The sequence below is a fragment of the Luteibacter sp. UNC138MFCol5.1 genome (genome assembly GCF_900110505.1).
Classification (GTDB): Bacteria; Pseudomonadota; Gammaproteobacteria; order Xanthomonadales; family Rhodanobacteraceae; genus Luteibacter.
The window spans coordinates 33,211-52,080 of the sequence record NZ_FODZ01000008.1 but is presented as its reverse complement, the minus strand read 5'-3'; the positions used below and the strand labels follow the sequence as shown (position 1 = coordinate 52,080).

Genomic DNA, 18,870 nt, shown 5'->3' with positions numbered 1-18,870 from the left:
CGCGCAGGGCGCGCTCCTACATCACCGCCCGGTCCTCGCGTAGGAGCGCGCCTTGCGCGCGACATGTTTTGAGGCCGTGAGCCGCAGGTCCTGGGGCTTCTCGCGAGAGGCTGTCGCGCGCAGGGCGCGCTCCTACCGGTTGTAGCGCGGGCGGCCTAGAGCGCGTCGGCTTCGCCGTTGACCACTTGCTCGAGCTGGTCGCCCGTGGCGCCCAGCTCTTCGATGAGGCGGGCCAGTTCGTTCTCGTCGAGGTAATCGTAGGGACGGTTCTCGCACAGGTGCAGGTAGGGCGATCCGTCCAGATCGGCCTCCGCGAGATAGCCGGTGCGCTGTTCCCAGTTGAAGCGCAGGCAGCGGCGTGCGTCCACGCCGGCGAGAGGGCCGATGGGCGTCGACAGGCGCAGGAAGCGCTGCCCGTCGCCGTCCTCGAGCTCGGCCAGATAGATGCCCTGGTGCCGCCCGTCGGGCAGTTCCAGGTCGAAGCTGATGAGGTAGGGCTCGTTCTGGCGCAGCCGGTGAATGGCGCCTACGTGGGAGCGAATCGCCTCGAAATGTCGCATGACCGTCCACGGGTCCGTCGTCGGGACCACGATGGTACGCTCCCGGCTTCCAGCCGACATGCACGAAACCGCCATGGGTGACGAGATCGACGACGACGAGGCCCGCGCCATCAGGGCGAAACGGATCATCGAGGCGGTCGCCGCGATCCCGCGCGGTCGGGTCGCGAGCTACGGTGCGATAGCGGCGCGCGCGGGCTATCCGGGGCGCGCACGGCTGATCGGCCGGGTGCTGGGCGACGCGCCGAACCGCCTGGACCTGCCTTGGCACCGGGTGCTTCGTGCTGACGGGAAGATCGGCATCCCGCCCGGCACGGCGGGATACCGCGAGCAGTGCCGTCGCCTCAAGGCCGAGGGCGTCGTGGTGAAGGACGGCCGGGTTCCCATGAGCGCGTTCGGCCTCGACCACGACCTCGACCGCGCGATCTGGGGTTTCCCGATCTGACGCTCAGCGCCAGGTGACTTCCAGTAGCCGCCACGCGTGGTCCGGATCGCGGGCGCGCGCGTAGTCGAACAGCTCGGACTTAAGTCGTCGGGTCGCGGAGGTGCCGTCGAAGGCGACGACCTGCGCAGCGGTCTCGCGCGACCGCGGGCAGTCCAGTCGCATGTCCCGTACGGCACAGGCGGGCTCGACGATCGCGCCGCGGAAGGCGATGCGACCGCTGTCGGCCTCCGCGGCCGGCGCGATCGCGACGATGCCGCCCAGCAGGGCGACGATGGCAAGCGCTCTGTTCATGAGATCCCCCCCCTCTTGAAGGATGTCAAACGCGTTGTGTGCGGGCGACGTGCCCGGCTCCATTAGCTGCCGATGGCGCCCAGAAGAAAACAACCTTCGTCGCAAATCGGTGTAGGCCTACACCCCGTTCAGCTGTCGTCTCGCTGCCGGGGCAGGGCGTCGGTTTGTTAGCATGCGTGGATGCAGTCCCAGGCTCTCGACCTCCTCCACTCCGTTTTCGGCTATCCCGGGTTTCGCGGCCAGCAGCAGGCCATCGTCGAGGCCGTCGCCGCGGGCGAGGATGCCCTCGTCCTGATGCCCACCGGCGGCGGCAAGTCGCTGTGCTTCCAGATCCCCGCGCTGATGCGCCACGGCACCGGCATCGTCGTGTCGCCACTGATCGCGCTGATGCAGGATCAGGTGGACGCCCTCACCGAGGCCGGCGTGCGGGCGAGGTACCTCAACTCCAGCCTCGACGCGGTCACGCAGCGCGAGGTCGAGGACCTCCTGCTGGCCGGCGACCTCGACCTGCTCTACGTGGCGCCCGAGCGATTGCTCACGGGCCGGTTCCTCGCGCTGCTCGACCGCATCCCCATCGCGCTCTTCGCCATCGACGAGGCGCACTGCGTATCGCAGTGGGGTCACGATTTCCGTCCGGAGTACCGCGGGCTCGCGTTGCTCCACGAGCGGTTTCCCGAGGTCCCGCGCATCGCGCTCACCGCGACGGCCGACGACCGCACCCGCGAGGAGATCGTCGAGCGCCTCGGCCTGCACGAGGCACGCCGGTTCGTCTCCAGCTTCGATCGCCCCAACATCCGCTACCGCGTGGCGCCGCGCCAGAACGCGCGGCGTCAGCTCGTCGATTTCCTCGACGCGCACCGGGGCGAGGCCGGCATCGTCTATTGCCTGAGCCGGCGGAAGGTCGACGAGACCGCGGCATGGCTCGCGGAAGCGGGTGTCGAGGCGCTGCCTTACCACGCGGGGCTCGACGCCGAGGTGCGCACGCGGCACCAGCAGCGTTTCCTGCGCGAGGACGGCGTCGTGATGGTCGCGACGGTCGCGTTCGGCATGGGCATCGACAAGCCCGACGTCCGCTTCGTGGCGCACCTCGATCTGCCGCGCAGCATGGAGGGCTACTATCAGGAGACCGGTCGCGCGGGCCGCGACGGTCTGCCCGCCGAAGCCTGGATGATCTACGGCCTCGGCGACGTGGTCACGATGAGCCAGATGATCGCGCAGTCGGAGGCCGGCGACGACCGCAAGCGCATCGAGCGACTGAAGCTCGATTCGTTGCTCGGCTACGCCGAAGCCACGCGTTGCCGGCGCCAGCTCCTGCTCGAAGCGTTCGCCGAGACCTATCCGGAGCCGTGCGGCAACTGCGACAACTGCCTGGTGCCGCCGAAGACGTGGGATGCCACCGTCGCCGCGCAGAAGGCGATGTCGTGCATCTATCGCAGCGGCCAGCGTTACGGCGCGGGCCATCTGATCGACATCCTGCGCGGCGACGCCAGCGAGCGCGTCCGTGAGCTGGGCCACGACAAGCTCAGCGTGTTCGGCATCGGCGCGGACTCGGACGCGACGCAATGGCGTTCCGTCTTTCGCCAGCTGCTCGCGGCGGGGCTGATCGAGGCCGACCCCGAAGGCTACGGCACGCTGCGCCTGTCCGCGGCGAGCGGGCCCGTGCTCAAGGGCGAGCGCCGCGTGTCGCTGCGCGAGGACGCGAGGCCGGCCAGGGGTCGGCGCACGCCGGGCCGCGCGGGCCCCGCCACCGCCGGCGCGTCGCTGGGCATCGAGGAAATCGAGCAGCCGCTCTGGAACGAACTGCGCCGCGTCCGCGCCGAACTCGCACGGCAGCATGGCGTGCCGGCGTACGTGATCTTCCACGACGCGACCCTGCTCGCGATGCTCCGCGCGCTGCCGGCCAACGAAGACGAACTGGCATCGATCAGCGGTGTGGGCGAGAACAAGCTCAAGCGTTACGGAAAGGACTTCCTCGCGGTGCTCACGGCGGCGGGCTAACGTGCCTGTGGTTTGAGGCTATTCTGAAAATGCCGGAAAACATTGAGAATTTAGCTCGCTGAAGGTTGCATGCGGGCCGGGTCGTCCCCAATGCTTCATGGACGACCCCATTCGATACGTTCGCACTTTCGACGTGACGAGACGAGGGTGCATGCCGCGGTCCTCCCGCGGCCAACGACGACTCGGGGAGCCGCCCATGCACGACGCCACGCCACTCATCGCCACCATCGTCGGTGGTCTCGTACTCGCCTTCTTCTTCGGCGCCATCGCGCACCGGCTGAGGCTTCCGGTGCTGGCGGGCTACCTCGTCGCCGGGGTGGTCGCCGGCCCCTTCACGCCCGGCTACGTGGCGGACGCGGGCATCGCGCAGGAGCTCGCCGACCTCGGCGTGATCCTGCTGATGTTCGGCGTGGGTCTGCACTTCTCGTTGAAGGACCTCCTCGCCGTCAAGGCGATCTCCATCCCCGGTGCCGCCGTGCAGATGGCCGTCGCGACGGGCCTCGGCATGCTGCTCGCCTGGGGCCTCGGCTGGCCGGTGGCGGAGGGCTTCGTGTTCGGCCTCGCGCTGTCCGTGGCCAGCACCGTCGTGCTGCTGCGCGCGATGGAAGAGCGCCGCCTGCTCGACAGCGATCGCGGACGCATCGCGGTCGGCTGGCTCATCGTCGAGGATCTCGCGATGGTGCTCGCGCTGGTCCTGCTGCCGGCGATCGGCGGCTTCCTTGGCGCGGACAACGGCGCCGCCGCCCCCGACATGGGCGAGCTGTTCCGCACGGTCGCGCTCACGGTCGGCAAGGTCGTCGGCTTCGTCGCGCTGATGCTCATCGTCGGCAAGCGGCTCATCCCGTGGATGCTGCAGGCCGTGTCGGCCAGCGGCTCGCGCGAGCTGTTCCGGCTCGCCGTGCTCGCCATCGCGCTCGGCGTCGCCTTCGGCGCCGCGCACCTGTTCGACGTCTCGTTCGAACTGGGCGCCTTCTTCGCCGGCATGATGATGGGCGAATCGAAGCTCTCGCAGCGCGCGGCCGAGGAAACGCTGCCACTGCGCGACGCGTTCGCGGTGCTGTTCTTCGTGTCCATCGGCATGCTGTTCAACCCGCATATCCTGGTCGACCGTCCGTGGGTCGTGCTCGCCGCGTGCCTGATCATCGTCGTCGGCAAGTCGGTCGCCGCGTTCGCCATCGTGCGACTCTTCGGCCGCCCGACGAAGACCGCGCTCACCATCGCCACGAGCCTCGCGCAGATCGGCGAATTCTCGTTCATCCTCGCCGGGCTCGGCGTGTCGCTCGGGCTGCTCAGCGAGCAGGGCCGAGACATCCTGCTCGCCGCCGCCATCGTGTCGATCCTCATCAATCCGCTGCTGTTCGCCGCGCTCGATCGCTGGATCGCGAAGCACGACGCCGATGCGCCGGACGATCACCCCGATGCCATCGCGGGTCATACCGTGCTGGTCGGGCATGGCCGGGTCGGCCGTCGCGTGCTCGCCGAGCTGCAGGCGACGGGGGCGCGCACGCTGGTCATCGAGACCGACGAGGACGCCGTGCGCGATCTGCGCGAGCGCGGCGACGTCGAGCTCGTCATCGGCAACGCCGCGTCCGCGCCCGTGCTGGCGGAGGCGAACATCGCCGGCGCCCGCGCCCTGATCGTCGCCGTGCCCGATCCCTTCGAGGGCGGGCAGGTGGTGCGCGCGGCGCGCGCGTTGCGTCCGGACCTCCCCATCGTCGCCCGCGCGCATTCGCCCGATTGCGTCGGGCACCTCTCCGGCCTTGGCGCCAGCGAGGTGATCTACGGCGAACAGGAGCTGGCACGCAGCATGTTCGAAGCCGCGCAGCCGAAGCGGGAGCAGGCGTCCGTGCACTGACGTCCGGCCTGTGGCTCCAACGAGCCGCAGACCCGTCCAAGCGGGAGCAAGAAGCGCCATCCGTCGATACGTCCCTGTAACACGGCCGAGGCTACCGTTCGCAGGATGGCAATCGGCACAGTGAGGACGGCATGGCATCCCGGATCGAAGACTACGCGATGCTCGGCAACTGCCGCAGCGCGGCGCTCGTGGCGCGGAACGGCTCGATCGACTGGGCCTGCCTGCCGCGGTTCGATTCGGCCTCCTGCTTCTCGGCTCTGATCGGCGAGGATGCGAACGGTCGCTGGCGCATCGCGCCGGCCGACGCCGATGCGATGAACACACGGCAGTACATCGATGGCAGCCTCGTCCTGGAGACGGTGTGGAGCACCGCGACGGGCCGTGCGCGCGTCGTCGACTTCATGCCGTTCGAGGGCGAGCAGGTGGGCATCGTCCGCATCGTCGAGGGCATCGAAGGATGCGTCGACTTCGAGGTCGTCCTTACCATCCGGTTCGATTACGGCAACGCGGTGCCGTGGGTGAAGCGCGTCGACGACGAGACGATGACCGCGGTCGCCGGTCCCGATCTGCTGGTGGTGCGCAGTCCGGTCGCGCTGGAAGGCGAGGGCATGCACAGCGTGGCGCGGTTCTCCGTCCGCGAAGGCGAGACCGTGCCGTTCGCGCTCGCCTGGGGACCGTCGCACCTGCCGCCGCCTCCCACGACCGACGCGCATGTCGCGCTACGGGATTCGCTCGCGTTCTGGGAGCGCTGGTCCGGCCGCTGCAACGACTCGGGCGAGTGGAGCGACATCGTGCGCCGCTCGCTGGTGGTGCTCAAGGGCCTGAGCTATCTCCCGACGGGCGGGATCGTCGCCGCGCCGACCACGTCGCTGCCCGAGCAGCTCGGAGGTCAGCGCAACTGGGACTATCGTTTCTGCTGGGCCCGCGACGCCACGTTCGTGCTGTCCGCGCTGGTGAACGCCGGTTACCACGACGAGGCCAGCGCATGGCGCGACTGGGTCCGGCGCGCGGTCGCCGGCTCGCCCGACCAGCTGCAGGTGCTCTACGGCCTGGCCGGCGAGCGTCGCCTCGAGGAGTTCGAGGTGCCCTGGCTGGCGGGCTACGAGGGCGCGAAGCCGGTGCGCATCGGCAACGCCGCGTCCATGCAGTTCCAGCTCGACATCTATGGCGAACTGGTGGGCGCCTTCGCGCACGCGATCCGGCACGGTGTCACCCTGCAGCCCGAGGCCGACGAGGTACAGGCCGTGTTCCTCGAACACCTGGAGCGGATCTGGCGCGAGCCGGATGAAGGCATCTGGGAGATTCGCGGCGAGCCACGTCACTTCGTCCATTCCAAGGTCATGGCCTGGCTCGCCTTCCAGCGTGCCGCCGAACAGGACAGGCACGGGCGCGATCCGGCGTTCACCTATCGATGGCGGGCCGTCGCGGACGAGATCCGCGCGGACATCCTGGCCAAGGGCGTCGACCCCGAGCGTGGCTGCTTCACGCAGTCGTACGGATCGAAGGAGCTCGACGCGAGCCTCCTGCTGGTCACGCTCACCGATTTCCTTCCTCCCGACGATCCCCGCATCGCCGCCACCGTCCGCGCGATCGAGGAGGACCTCCTCGTGCAGGGTTTCGTGCGCCGCTACGACACCCGCAGCGGCGTCGACGGTCTGCCTCCGGGCGAGGGCGAGTTCCTCCCGTGCAGTTTCTGGCTCGTGGAAAATTACGTGCTGCTCGGCCGGCTCGACGAAGCGCGCGAACTGTTCGTCCGCCTGATCGGCCTGTCGAACGACCTCGGACTGCTCGCGGAGGAGTACGATCCCCGGTCGAAGCGGCTGCTGGGCAATTTCCCCCAAGCCTTTTCGCACGTGGCGTTGGTTAATGCCGCTTTCTCCCTCGCGCACGGTTACAGCGCGACGGCGGATAGCCACGCCACCCCCGAAGCCATCGATCCCCAAGGAGTCCGTGCATGAGCCAAGCCCAACCGAAGCGCGCCACGTCCCGCGCTCATCCGGCCGACCCGTGTACCGTCGTGATTTTCGGCGCCGCCGGCGACCTGACCAGTCGCCTCGTCGTTCCCGCGCTCTACAACATGCGCCGCACCGGACTGCTGTCCGACAACTTCAATGTCATCGGCTTCAACCACGGCAAGATGACCGACAACGCCTGGCGCGGCAGCCTGCGCACATCGCTCGAGCGCTTCGTCGGCAATTCCGGCGGCAAGCTCGACGAGGAGGCCTGGGGCTGGCTGAGCGGCCAGATGACGTATCACGCCGGCGACTTCGACGACCTGTCCGCGTTCCAGAGCCTTGGCGTGAAACTGCGCGAGGCCGAACGCAAGCGCGGCACGAAGGGCAACGTCCTGTTCTACCTCGCCACGCCGGAGCGTTTCTTTGGCGACGTCATCGAGAAGCTGCGCGATGCCGGCCTCGTCGACGACGGCGGTCACGATGGAGACTTCTGGCGCCGCGTGATCATCGAGAAGCCGTTCGGCCACGACCTCGCCTCGGCCCACGCGCTGAACGAGCGCATCCTGAAGGTCCTGCGCGAAGACCAGATCTATCGCATCGATCATTTCCTGGGCAAGGAAACGGTGCAGAACATCATGGCGTTCCGGTTCGCCAACGGCCTGTTCGAGCCGATCTGGAACCGCGACCGCATCGACCACGTGCAGATCACCGTGGCGGAAACTGTGGGCGTCGAGCGCCGCGGTTCGTTCTACGAGCAGACCGGCGCGCTACGCGACATGGTGCCCAACCATCTGTTCCAGCTGCTGGCGATGGTCGCCATGGAGCCGCCGACCTCGTTCGACGCCGAAGCCGTGCGCACGCGCAAGGCCGAGACCATCGAGGCGATCCGGCCGATCCAGCCCGAGGATGCCGTCCGCGGCCAGTACGGTCCCGGCGCGGTCAACGGCGAGCTCGCCATCTCGTACCGCGACGAGCCCAACGTGGCGGCGGACTCGGTCACCGAGACCTTCGTGGCGATGAAGCTCTCGATCGATACGTGGCGCTGGTCGGGCGTGCCGTTCTACCTGCGCACCGGCAAGCACATGGGCCGCCGCACGACGGAGATCGCGATCCGCTTCAAGTCCGCGCCGTTCGCCCCGTTCCGCGGCACCGGCATGGACGCGTTCGGCCCGGACTGGCTGGTGCTGCAGATCCAGCCGGACGAAGGCATCTCGCTGCAGTTCGACGTGAAGCGCCCCGGCCCGCGCGTCGAGCTCGCGCCGGTGCGCATGGACTTCAAGTACGCCGACTGGTTCCGCGCCGAGCCGAACGTCGGCTATGAAACGCTGCTCTACGATTGCATGACCGGCGACGCCACGCTGTTCCAGCGTGCCGACATGGTCGAGGCGTGCTGGCGCGCCGTGCAGCCGATCCTCGACGACTGGGCGCAGCGCACGCCGGCCGACTTCCCGAACTACGCCTCGGGCAGCGCCGGTCCGGCGTCCGCCGATACGCTGCTGGCGCTGGGCGGACGTTCGTGGCGTCCGCTGAACTCCGCCGCGGAACTGAATACGCGACGGACGGCCAAGCCGAAGGCGGAAGCGTCGTCGGCCGAGAAGACGTCCGAGGGCGCCCCGTCCAGGCGCGCCGCGGCGAAGAAGAGCGGGGGTCGTGCGACGGCGAAGAAGGCGGCGGCGCCGAAAAAGGCCGCCGCCCGGAAGCCGGCGACCAGGAAGGTCTCCGCGAAGAAGACGGCCGCGAAGAAGGCGCCAGCGAAGAAGATGGTCGCCAGCAAGACAGCCACCGCCCGCAAGACGGCCCCCAAGCGCGCGAAGTAAGGCCTCAGGGTGCTCCCGCCAGCAAGGCGGGAGCATCCCCCCCCTCGGCCGGTGCCCCTGTGGGAAGCGCGCTCGCGCGCGAACCCGCGCCAGCGGGCCAGTCCGCGATACAAAAAAGTCTTCGCGCGAAAGGTCTTATTTTTCGTTGCGGTGCAGCAAAGTGGCCGCGGTAAGCCTGCCGCGCGGAGCCACTTCCGACGTTCCCGGAAATAACGCTTTCCACTGAATGGGTTAGGGGAAAGCGAAGCGATCCGTGCGCGGGCATGGATCGATCCAAAGTACGGCGACGCTATGGCGCACCGCAGTATTTTCTGGAAATAAAAAAGACGATGTCTCACAGACACTTGCGTCGAAACTCGCATTTTTAGATCGAGTTAAAAAAGTCGTTGACAACGTTGTCAGCGGCCTCTGAGAATCGACGCTGTCATACCGCTGCAAAGGCAGTTGCCGACGCGATCGATCCGCCCGAGGGGGCACGGCGTCGCGGCAGCGGGAAACGAATCAACGAAACGAACGACGGCCAACGCGGATTCCGGTCCGCGCGTCGGCGTTCGCTTCCGGATTGTCCCCACACGGAAGGGGGCGAGCGCGTGAGCGGTCGTCTCCTTCGTCGCATCCCTCCCTCCCCAGGAGCTACACGTGAATCACCGTATCAGCGCGCTTTCGATGGCCATCATGGCCGGCCTGTTCGCCACGGGCAGCGCGATGGCGCAGGACGCGGGCACCACGCCCCCGCCGGCCAAGACCGACAAGACCGCCGCCGCCCCGCAGACCGACGCCGCCAATCTCGAAGGCGTGACCGTCACCGGCATCCGCGCGAGCCTGCAGAAGTCGCTCGACCTCAAGCGCAACTCCGACTCGATCGTCGACGCCATCTCGGCCGAGGACGTGGGCAAGTTCCCGGACACGAACGTGGCCGAGTCGCTCTCGCACCTCCCGGGCCTCAGCGTCGACCGCAACTTCGGCGAAGGCGACAAGGTCAGCATCCTGGGCACTGATCCGGCGCTGAACCGCCTGCTGCTCAACGGCCAGACCGTCGCGTCGACCAACTGGACGTCGGATCCGAACAACCCGGACAGCCGCTCGTTCAACTACAGCCTGCTCGCCTCGGAAATCATCGGTAACGCCCAGGTCTACAAGACCCCGCAGGCGAACATCGACGAAGGCAGCATCGGCGGTACCGTCATCGTCAACACGCGCCGTCCGCTCGACCTGCCGGCGAACACGCTGACGGGCAGCGTCAGCTACGGTTACAACGACCGCGCCGACAAGGGCAAGCCGAACGCTTCCGTGCTCTACAGCTGGAAGAACAAGGACAACACCTTCGGCGTCCTCGGCTCGCTGATGCACTCCGATCGCATCATCGATCGCCAGGGCACGGAAATCTTCGGCTACCAGCGCGCGAACGATCCCACCGACACGAACCCCGACCACCAGTTCAATCCGGCCGTCGTTCCGCCCGACCAGCACGGCGTATACCCGACCGCGATCAACACCGCGTGGTTCCAGCAGCGCCGCACGCGCGACGGCGTGTCGACCGGCCTGCAGTGGAAGCCGAACGACGCGTTCGAGCTGAACTTCACCGGCCTGTACGTCACGGAGAAGTTCAACAACTTCAACCAGAGCCATTACGGCGAGTGGTCCGGCTCGGCCGCCAACGCCACGGCGCTGGGCTTCAACAACGGCGTCGCCACCAGCGGCAGCTACAACGCCAACACCTCGACCTACCTCGACGGCTACGAGCGCGATTCCACCGTGAACACGGGCGTCGCCAACCTGCGCGCCGACTGGTTCGGTGACGGCTGGACCGCGTCGAGCCAGATCGGCTACACCGGCTCCACCGGCGGTTCGGACGGCATCTGGAACACGCAGTTCCAGGGCTTCGGCGGCTTCGACTGGAACCTCAAGGGCCAGCACCCGCAGATCAACTACAACAACGCCGACAACCCGACGGCGATGCTGCTGCACGGCGCCGGCTACAGCTACGCGCCGAGCTACGATCGCGAGCGTTACTTCCAGGCCGACTTCGCGCATGACGTCAGCTGGGGTCCGCTGAACCAGATCGAGGTCGGCATCAAGGCCACGAACCACCTCGACGGCCAGGATGCCTACGCGGCGCGCCTGCCGTCGCAGGACGGCAACGGCCTCTCGCTCGCGGATTTCGCGCACGGCGGCACGCCCGGCGGTTACCTCGACGGCCTCAGCAAGGCCGGCAACATGGGTGACTGGACGACGATCGATCCGGGCCTGATGAAGGCGTACATCCAGCAGCTGAAGAACGGCACGGTGTCGCTCGATCCGAAGGCCACCTACAGCGTCGCGGAGCAGAACCGCGCGTTCTACATCCAGGGCGACTTCGCTGGCGACGACTACCGCGGCAACCTCGGCGTGCGCTACTTCCGCACCCGCGACACGGTGAACGGTTACAACGCGCTCGGCGGCGACACGTACGGCCCGGTCAACAAGCGCAGCTCGTACCATGACTGGCTGCCGTCGTTCAACATCGCGTACGACGCGACCGACAGCCTGACGCTGCGCTTCGCCGCCGCGAAGGCCGTGGCCCGCCCGCGCTACCAGCAGATGACCCCGTACGTGGCGCTCGACGACCGCACCCTGACCGGTTCGCGTGGCAACACCGACCTGGGTCCGTACAAGTCGACCAACTACGACGCGTCCGCCGAGTGGTACTTCTCGGAGAACAGCGTGCTGGCAGCGGAAGTGTTCTTCCGTCGCATCTCCGGCTACATCCTCAACACGAACGTCGCCGAGACGCATTACAACCTGACCAACCTGCGCGACGACGTGTACCAGATGCAGGTGCCGATCAACGCCGGCGTGGCCAAGGTCAAGGGCGCGTCGATCAGCTACCAGCAGAACTTCCGCTACGGCTTCGGCCTGCTGGCGAACTACACGTACTCCGACGCGGACACCAGCAACGACTTCCCGCTGCCGTACAACTCGAAGAACTCGTTCAACCTGTCGCCGTTCTACGAGCAGGGTCCGTGGAGCGCGCGCCTGACCTACAGCTGGCGCTCCTCGTACTTCACGTCGATCGCCCAGCTGCAGTCGCAGCAGATCACGGGCATCTTCCGCCAGCTCGACGCGTCGGTCGGCTACCAGATCAACGACCACATCCGTGTGTCGCTGGATGCGACGAACCTGCTCGACGAGACGTACTTCGTCTACAACAACACCCCGGCGCAGCCGCTCAACGCCTATAAGAACGGTCGCACCTACACCGTCACGATGGGCTTCAAGCTGTGATGCGCCGCGCGTCGCTGGCGCTGGTGGCCTGGCTTCTCGCCGGCGTCGCCGGCGCGGCCACGCCGGTGGAGAAAGACCTCTCCGCCGGCTGGCGGTTCCGGCTCGCTTCCGGTGGCGCCGCGGACTCGTTCCGCGGCGCGTCGGGAGGCCTGACGAAGCCGGTGGCATGCGACGCGCGATGCAAGCCGTTCAGGGACTGGCGGCCGGCCCACGTGCCGGGTGCGGTCCAGACGGACCTGCTCGAGCTGGGACGGATCGCCGATCCGTTCTGGCGCGACAACGAGGCCGGCCTGCAATGGATCGGCCTCTCCGACTGGGACTACCAGCTGGACTTCGATGTCGACGCGGCTACGCTCGCGCGTGGTCACGTTGATCTCGTATTCGACGGCCTCGACACCTATGCCGAGGTCAGCCTCAACGGGAAGAAGCTGCTATCGGCGGACAACATGTTCCGCCAGTGGCGCCTTCCGGTGAAGAACACCCTGCGTGCCAGTCGCAACACGCTCACCGTGCACCTGCAATCCCCGATCGCACGGCTCCAGCCGTGGCTGATGAAGCAGCCCTATTCGCTGCCGGGTGAATTCGATTCCGCCTTCGGCGACGAGCCCAAGGGCAAGCAGACCTCAAATTACGTCCGCAAGGCCAACTACCAGTACGGCTGGGACTGGGGTCCGCGCTACGTCACGCTCGGCATCTGGCGCCCGGTGCGCCTCGAAAGCTGGGACGACCTGCGCCTCGCCGATCTGCACATCGCGCAGCGGCACGTCGACGCGGACACGGCCAAGCTCGCCGCGCAGTTCGACGTGCGCGCCGACAAGGCCGGCAAGGTGACGCTCGACGTCGCCTGGACCGCGCCGGACGGCAAGACCGGCAGCGAAAAGCGCGACGTCGCGCTGAAGGCCGGCGAGAACCACGTCGAGGTGCCCATCGCCATCGACCACCCGCAGCGCTGGTGGCCGGTCGGCTACGGCAAGCCCGATCTCTACCGTTTCCACGGCAGCGTCAGCGCCGGCGGCACGTCGCTGGCGGAGGCGGATCGCGAGACGGGCCTGCGCAGCGTCGAACTGCGTCGCGAGAAGGACCAGTGGGGCAGGGGCTTCGCGTTCGTCGTCAACGGCGTGCCGATCTTCGCCAAGGGCGCGAACCTGATTCCTTACGACGCCTTCCCCTCGCGTGTGTCGACGGAGCGCCTCGAAGCGATCCTTCGCTCGGCGAAGGACGCGAACATGAACATGCTGCGCATGTGGGGCGGCGGCACGTACCAGGACGACGCGTTCTACGCGGCGGCCGACCGCATGGGCATGATGATCTGGCAGGACTTCATGTTCGGCGGCGCCATCACGCCGTACGACGACGCGTTCCGCGAGACCACGCGTATCGAGGCGACCGAACAGGTCACCCGTCTGCGCGACCATCCGTCGATCGTGCTCTGGGCGGGCAACAACGAAGTGCAAACCGGCTGGGAATCGTGGCCGGACCGCGAAGACTTCCGCAAGTTCGTCAACGCCGACGAAGTCCGTCGCATCGAGGACGGCATGCGCGTGCTCTTCGGCGACACGCTGCGCAAGGTCGTCACGAGCCTCTCGCCGGAGGTCCCGTATTGGGCTAGCTCGCCGGGCACGGATTTCGAGCGCGAGGCCAACGTGCTCGACGACGGCGACTACCATTACTGGAAGGTGTGGTCGGGCTCCGAGCCCATCTCGCATTACCTCGACGTCACGCCGCGTTTCCAGTCCGAGTACGGCCTGCAGTCGTTCCCGGTGATGGCCACCATCAAGGCCTTCGCGAAGGCGGAGGACATGGAGCCCGAATCGAAGGTGATGCGCGCGCACCAGAAGTTCGCCAACGGCGACGGCAACCAGCGCCTGCTGCTCTACATCCGACAGGAATACGGCGAGCCGAAGGACTTCGCGTCGTTCGTCTACCTGAGCCAGGTGATGCAGGCCGAAGGCATCGAGCTGGCGGCGGAACACCTGCGCAGCGCGCGTCCGCGCAACATGGGTTCGCTGTACTGGCAGTTGAACGACGTCTGGCCGGGCGCGTCCTGGGCGAGCGTCGATTACTTCAACCGCTGGAAGGCCCTGCAGTTCCACGCGAAGCGTTTCTACGCGCCCGTCGACGTCGTCCCGATGCGTCGGGACGGACGCACCGAGGTCTTCGCGGTCTCGGATCGCACGACGGACTTCGATGCCACGCTGCGTACCCGCGTCTACGACATGGGGGGCAAGCTGCTGCGCGAAACGAGTCAGCCGGTTCGCGCGGCGGCGCTGGCGAGCACGAAGGCCGTCACCGTCGACGACGCCACGTTGCTCAAGGGTGCCGACCCGCGCAGGACGGTCGTGTCGTTCGACCTGCTCGAAGCGGGCAAGCCGGCCGCCCACCACCTGCTTTACTTCGGTGCCGCGCGCACGCTCGCGCTGCCCCGTCCGGAGCTCTCTACGAAACTTCGCAGCGAGGGTGGGCGCACCCTGCTCACGGTGACCGCGAAGCGGCTCGCGCGCGCGGTCTGGATCGACACCGGCGATCTCGACGTACGTCTCGACGAGAACGCTTTCGACCTGTTGCCGGGCGAAAGTGTCGACATCGTCGTGAAAGGCGACGTTGATATCGATACGCTCCGCCGCACATTGTCTGTACGCTCCCTTGTCGATGCCCTGAAGGAAGCCACGCCTTGAATCCCAGCCGCCGCAACCTCGTCAAATGGCTTTCGCTCGTGCCCGGTGTCGCGATGACCGCGACCGTGAGCATGGGTGCCTCCGCCGCCTCGCGCTTTCCCACGCAGCGCCCGCCGCTCGCCAAGCGCAAGTTCACCAGCGAGGCGGTCGAAGCGCTGATCGCGTCGACGAAGAAGAAGATCGGCGATCCGGAACTGGCGTGGCTGTTCGAGAACTGCTTCCCGAACACCCTCGACACGACGGTCGAGCTGGGCCGCCTCGACGGTCTCGAAGACACCTTCGTGGTCACCGGCGACATCGACGCGATGTGGCTGCGCGATTCGTCGGCACAGGTGTGGCCGTACCTGCCGCTGACGCCGAAGGACGAGAAGCTGCGCAAGCTGTTCCGCGGGCTGATCCGTCGCCAGGCGCGCTGCATCATGCTGGATCCGTACGCCAACGCCTTCCTGCCCGATCCGCGCGGCAAGAGCGAGCTCGACTGGGCCCAGGCCGATCACACCGACATGCGCCCCGGCGTCGCCGAGCGCAAGTGGGAGATCGATTCGCTGTGCTATCCCGTCCGCCTCGCGCACGGCTACTGGCAGACCACCGGCGACCGCGAGCCGTTCGACGAATCCTGGCGCGCGGCGACGAAGCTGATCGTCAAGACCTTCCGTGAGCAGCAGCGCAAGGACGATCGCGGCCCGTACCACTTCCAGCGCACGTCGCCCAAGCCGACCGAGAGCCAGTTCCTCGACGGCTACGGCCAGCCGACGCGCCCGGTGGGTCTGATCCACGCGATGTTCCGTCCGTCGGACGACGCGACCGTCTATCCGTTCAACATTCCGGGCAACCTGTTCGCCGTCGTCACGTTGCGCCGCCTGGCGCAGATGCACGGCACGCTCTTCGGCGACCAGGTCTTCGCGAACGAATGCAACGCGATGGCCGACGAGATTTCCGCCGCGCTCGAGCAGTACGGCACGATCAAGGGCGCGCAGGGCGACTACTGGGCGTACGAAGTGGACGGCTTCGGCAACACGCTGTTCATGGACGACGCCAACGTGCCGAGCCTGCTGGCGTTGCCGTACCTCGAGTGCACGCCGCGCGACGCGCGCTACGCGCGCACCCGCGCCGCCGTGTGGAGCGCGGAGAATCCGTACTTCTTCAAGGGCAGCGCGGGCGAGGGCATCGGCGGCCCGCACGAAGGCCTGCGCATGATCTGGCCGATGTCGATCATGATGAAGGCCTTCACCACCGACGATACGGCCGAGATCCGCCAGTGCCTGCACTGGCTGAAGACGACCCATGCCGGCACCGGCTTCATGCACGAAGCCTTCGACCAGGACGACCCGAAGCAGTTCACGCGCTCGTGGTTCGCCTGGGCGAACACCCTCTTCGGCGAGCTGATCGTTCACCTCGCCGACAAGCATCCCGATACCCTGCGGCGCGTCTGACGCGTCGCCCACGCTGGAGGTTTCATGGTTACCCGTCGACGTTTTCTGCAGGGAATGGCCGCCGTCACGGCCGTCGGTCAGTTCGGCTCCCTCACCGCGCTGGCCCATGGTGTGCAGGATGGCCTGAACGCGCCATCGACCGGCGGCGGCACCGCCGGCGATGGCGTCCTGCGTCACGTCGACGTCTTCGTCGGCACGGGCGGCCACGGTCACACCTTCCCGGGTGCGACGCGGCCGTTCGGCATGGTGCAGCTGAGTCCCGATACGTATAACGCGCAGTGGGACGGCTCGTCCGGTTACCACCAGGGCGACGGGTCGATCATGGGCTTCTCGCACACCCATCTTTCCGGCACCGGCGCGAGCGACATGCTCGACTTCCTCGTGATGCCGTCGATGGGTCCCGTGCTCCTGCAGCCCGGCGATCGCGACTTCGACGGCGTGAACTACGTATCGCGCTTCGATGCGAGGAAGCAGAGCGGCGAGAAGGCCGAGAAGGGCTACAAGACGGGCGTCAAGGGCTACCGCTCGCACTACACCGGCGAGCAGGCGCATCCCGGTTACTACCGCGCGAAGCTGACGCGCTTCGACATCCTCGCGGAAATGACCGCGACCCTGCGCGCGGGCATGCACCGCTACACGTTCGGCAAGAGCGGCGAGGCGCACCTCCTCGTCGACCTCACGCACGGCTTCGCCGACGCGATGGACAAGCCGGCCAACGTCACGGACGCCGAGCTCACGCTGGTCAACGGCGACACGCTCGTGGGCGGTCGTCGCGTATGGCAGTGGGCCGCCGGCCGCGTGATCTACTTCGCGATGAAGCTCTCGCGTCCGGTGAGCAGCGTCACGCTGTACTCCGAGGACAAGGCGCTGCCGAAGGGTACGTCCACCGCGAAGGGCGACCACCTCAAGGCCGCGCTGCACTTCGACGACGCGTCGAAGGAGCCGCTGCTGGTGAAGGTCGGTATCTCTGGCGTGGACATCGACGGCGCCATGCGCAACGTCGACGGCGAAATGCCGGGCTGGGATTTCGACGGCATCCGCGCGTCCGCCGAAGCCGAGTGGGAGCAGGAGCTGTCGAAGATCCGCATCCAGTCCTCGTCGGACAAGGTCATGCGCACGTTCTACAGCTCCATGTACCACACGATGCTCGCGCCAACCGTCTTCAGCGACATCGACGGCCGTTACCGCGGCATGGACAAGGCGATCCACACGCTGCCGGAAGGCCGCCACAACTACAGCACCTATTCGCTGTGGGACACCTATCGCGCCGAGCACCCGCTGTTCACGTTGTACCAGTCCGAACGCGTGCCCGACCTCGTCGACGGCCTCGTCCGTCTGGCCGTGGAAAGCCCGAGCGGCGCGCCCGTGTGGCCGCTGCAGGGCATCGAGACGGTCTGCATGATCGGCTACCACTCCGCGGTGGTGGTGGCCGAGGCACAGGCGAAGGGCTTCACCGGCATCGACTACGCGAAGGGCTGGCCGGTGTTCCGTCGCCGGGCCATGCAGGACGACTATTTCGGCCTGCCGTACTACCGGAAGATGGGCTTCATTCCCAGCGACAAGGAAGGCGAGGCGGTCAGCAAGACGCTCGAGTACGCCTATGACGACTGGGCGGTGGCGCACATGGCCGAGGCGCTCGGTCATGCCGACGACGCGGCGCTGCTGCGCAAGCGTTCGCAGAACTATCGCAACGTGTTCGACAAGGACATGCAGTTCGTCCGGCCGCGCGCGGAGGACGGCAGCTGGATCCAGCCGTTCGATCCGATCGCGATCGGTCACTCGAAGCGCTGGCGCGACTTCACCGAATCCAACGCGTGGCAGGCGACGTTCCTCAACCAGCACGACGTCTACAACTACATGGACCTGTTCGGCGGCGCGGAGGGCTTCGAGAAGAAGCTCGACGGACTGTTCAACGCCGACCCGGTGCTGCCGGACAACGCACCGCCGGACATCGCCGGCATGGTGGGCCAGTACGCGTTCGGCAACGAGCCGGCGCACCACATGCCCTACCTCTATGCGTACACCGGTGCGCATCACAAGACGCAGGCGCGCGTGCGGATGCTGCTCGACACGATGTTCCTGCCCGAGCCCGACGGCCTGCCCGGCAACGAGGACTGCGGCCAGATGAGCGCGTGGTACATCATGAGCGCGATGGGCCTGTATGCCGTGGACCCGGTCAGCACCAACTACGTGTTCGGCAGCCCGCTGCTCGACCGTGCCGAGGTGAAGGTCGGCGGCGGTCGCACGCTGGTGATCGAGACGAAGGAGAACGGTCCCGACCGGCCGTATATCCAGTCGGTCACCTGGAACGGGAAGCCCTGGACGAAGAGCTGGATCTCCCACAAGGACCTGACCGCGGGCGGCACGCTGTCGTTCGTGATGGGCGACAAGCCCAACGAGGCGTTCGGCAAGGCGCCGGACGACCGTCCGCCGTCGTTCGGCGCGCCCGCGACGGCCTGAGTGCCCGAGGCGGGTGGGGCTTTTGTCTCATCCGCCATCGGCTCCCGCCAAAGCAGCCCTACCGAAGGGTGGGAGCCGATCGTATCGGCGATCGCTCGCTCGCACCGAGCGCCGCAAACG

General features: G+C 67.4%; 11 protein-coding genes. 9 read left to right on the top strand and 2 right to left on the bottom strand.

The window, feature by feature from the left end:
* Positions 1 to 155: 155 nt before the first annotated feature.
* The gene (locus tag BMY69_RS18190; protein ID WP_090055074.1) at positions 156 to 560 is read right to left on the bottom strand and encodes a hypothetical protein; all 405 of its coding nucleotides are present in this window, start codon (positions 558 to 560) and stop codon (positions 156 to 158) included.
* A 73-nt stretch (positions 561 to 633) separates the two neighbouring features.
* Here BMY69_RS18190 and BMY69_RS18185 point away from each other — a divergent pair, with 73 nt between their 5' ends.
* Positions 634 to 1,002, top strand: a complete 369-nt coding sequence (locus BMY69_RS18185; protein ID WP_255364611.1) for an MGMT family protein — start codon at positions 634 to 636, stop codon at positions 1,000 to 1,002.
* A gap of 3 nt (positions 1,003 to 1,005) precedes the next feature.
* Here BMY69_RS18185 and BMY69_RS18180 read toward each other — a convergent pair whose 3' ends face one another.
* Positions 1,006 to 1,293, bottom strand: a complete 288-nt coding sequence (locus BMY69_RS18180) for a type 1 fimbrial protein (protein WP_090180954.1) — start codon at positions 1,291 to 1,293, stop codon at positions 1,006 to 1,008.
* A 180-nt stretch (positions 1,294 to 1,473) separates the two neighbouring features.
* Here BMY69_RS18180 and recQ point away from each other — a divergent pair, with 180 nt between their 5' ends.
* The 8 genes from recQ to BMY69_RS18140 all read left to right on the top strand — a co-directional run bounded on the left by recQ (position 1,474) and on the right by BMY69_RS18140 (position 18,750).
* On the top strand, positions 1,474 to 3,291 hold the full coding sequence (gene recQ / locus BMY69_RS18175) for a DNA helicase RecQ (protein WP_090180951.1): 1,818 nt from the start codon (positions 1,474 to 1,476) through the stop codon (positions 3,289 to 3,291).
* A 196-nt stretch (positions 3,292 to 3,487) separates the two neighbouring features.
* Positions 3,488 to 5,146 carry a YbaL family putative K(+) efflux transporter gene (gene ybaL, locus BMY69_RS18170; RefSeq protein ID WP_090180948.1) on the top strand — a complete coding sequence of 553 codons (1,659 nt, stop codon included), beginning with the start codon at positions 3,488 to 3,490 and terminating at the stop codon, positions 5,144 to 5,146.
* Between the two features lie 131 nt (positions 5,147 to 5,277).
* Positions 5,278 to 7,104, top strand: coding sequence for a glycoside hydrolase family 15 protein (locus BMY69_RS18165; protein WP_090180944.1), 1,827 nt, complete (start codon positions 5,278 to 5,280; stop codon positions 7,102 to 7,104).
* Positions 7,101 to 8,918 carry a glucose-6-phosphate dehydrogenase gene (gene zwf, locus BMY69_RS18160; RefSeq protein WP_090180941.1) on the top strand — a complete coding sequence of 606 codons (1,818 nt, stop codon included), beginning with the start codon at positions 7,101 to 7,103 and terminating at the stop codon, positions 8,916 to 8,918. Before BMY69_RS18165 ends, zwf begins: the two co-directional genes overlap by 4 nt.
* A gap of 639 nt (positions 8,919 to 9,557) precedes the next feature.
* On the top strand, positions 9,558 to 12,182 hold the full coding sequence (locus BMY69_RS18155) for a TonB-dependent receptor (RefSeq protein WP_254779190.1): 2,625 nt from the start codon (positions 9,558 to 9,560) through the stop codon (positions 12,180 to 12,182).
* On the top strand, positions 12,182 to 14,857 hold the full coding sequence (locus tag BMY69_RS18150) for a beta-mannosidase (RefSeq protein ID WP_090180938.1): 2,676 nt from the start codon (positions 12,182 to 12,184) through the stop codon (positions 14,855 to 14,857). Before BMY69_RS18155 ends, BMY69_RS18150 begins: the two co-directional genes overlap by 1 nt.
* Before the next feature lie 53 nt (positions 14,858 to 14,910).
* The gene (locus BMY69_RS18145) at positions 14,911 to 16,290 is read left to right on the top strand and encodes a glycoside hydrolase family 125 protein (protein WP_090055897.1); all 1,380 of its coding nucleotides are present in this window, start codon (positions 14,911 to 14,913) and stop codon (positions 16,288 to 16,290) included.
* A 24-nt stretch (positions 16,291 to 16,314) separates the two neighbouring features.
* The gene (locus BMY69_RS18140; protein ID WP_090180936.1) at positions 16,315 to 18,750 is read left to right on the top strand and encodes a GH92 family glycosyl hydrolase; all 2,436 of its coding nucleotides are present in this window, start codon (positions 16,315 to 16,317) and stop codon (positions 18,748 to 18,750) included.
* The last annotated feature ends 120 nt before the right edge of the window (positions 18,751 to 18,870 follow it).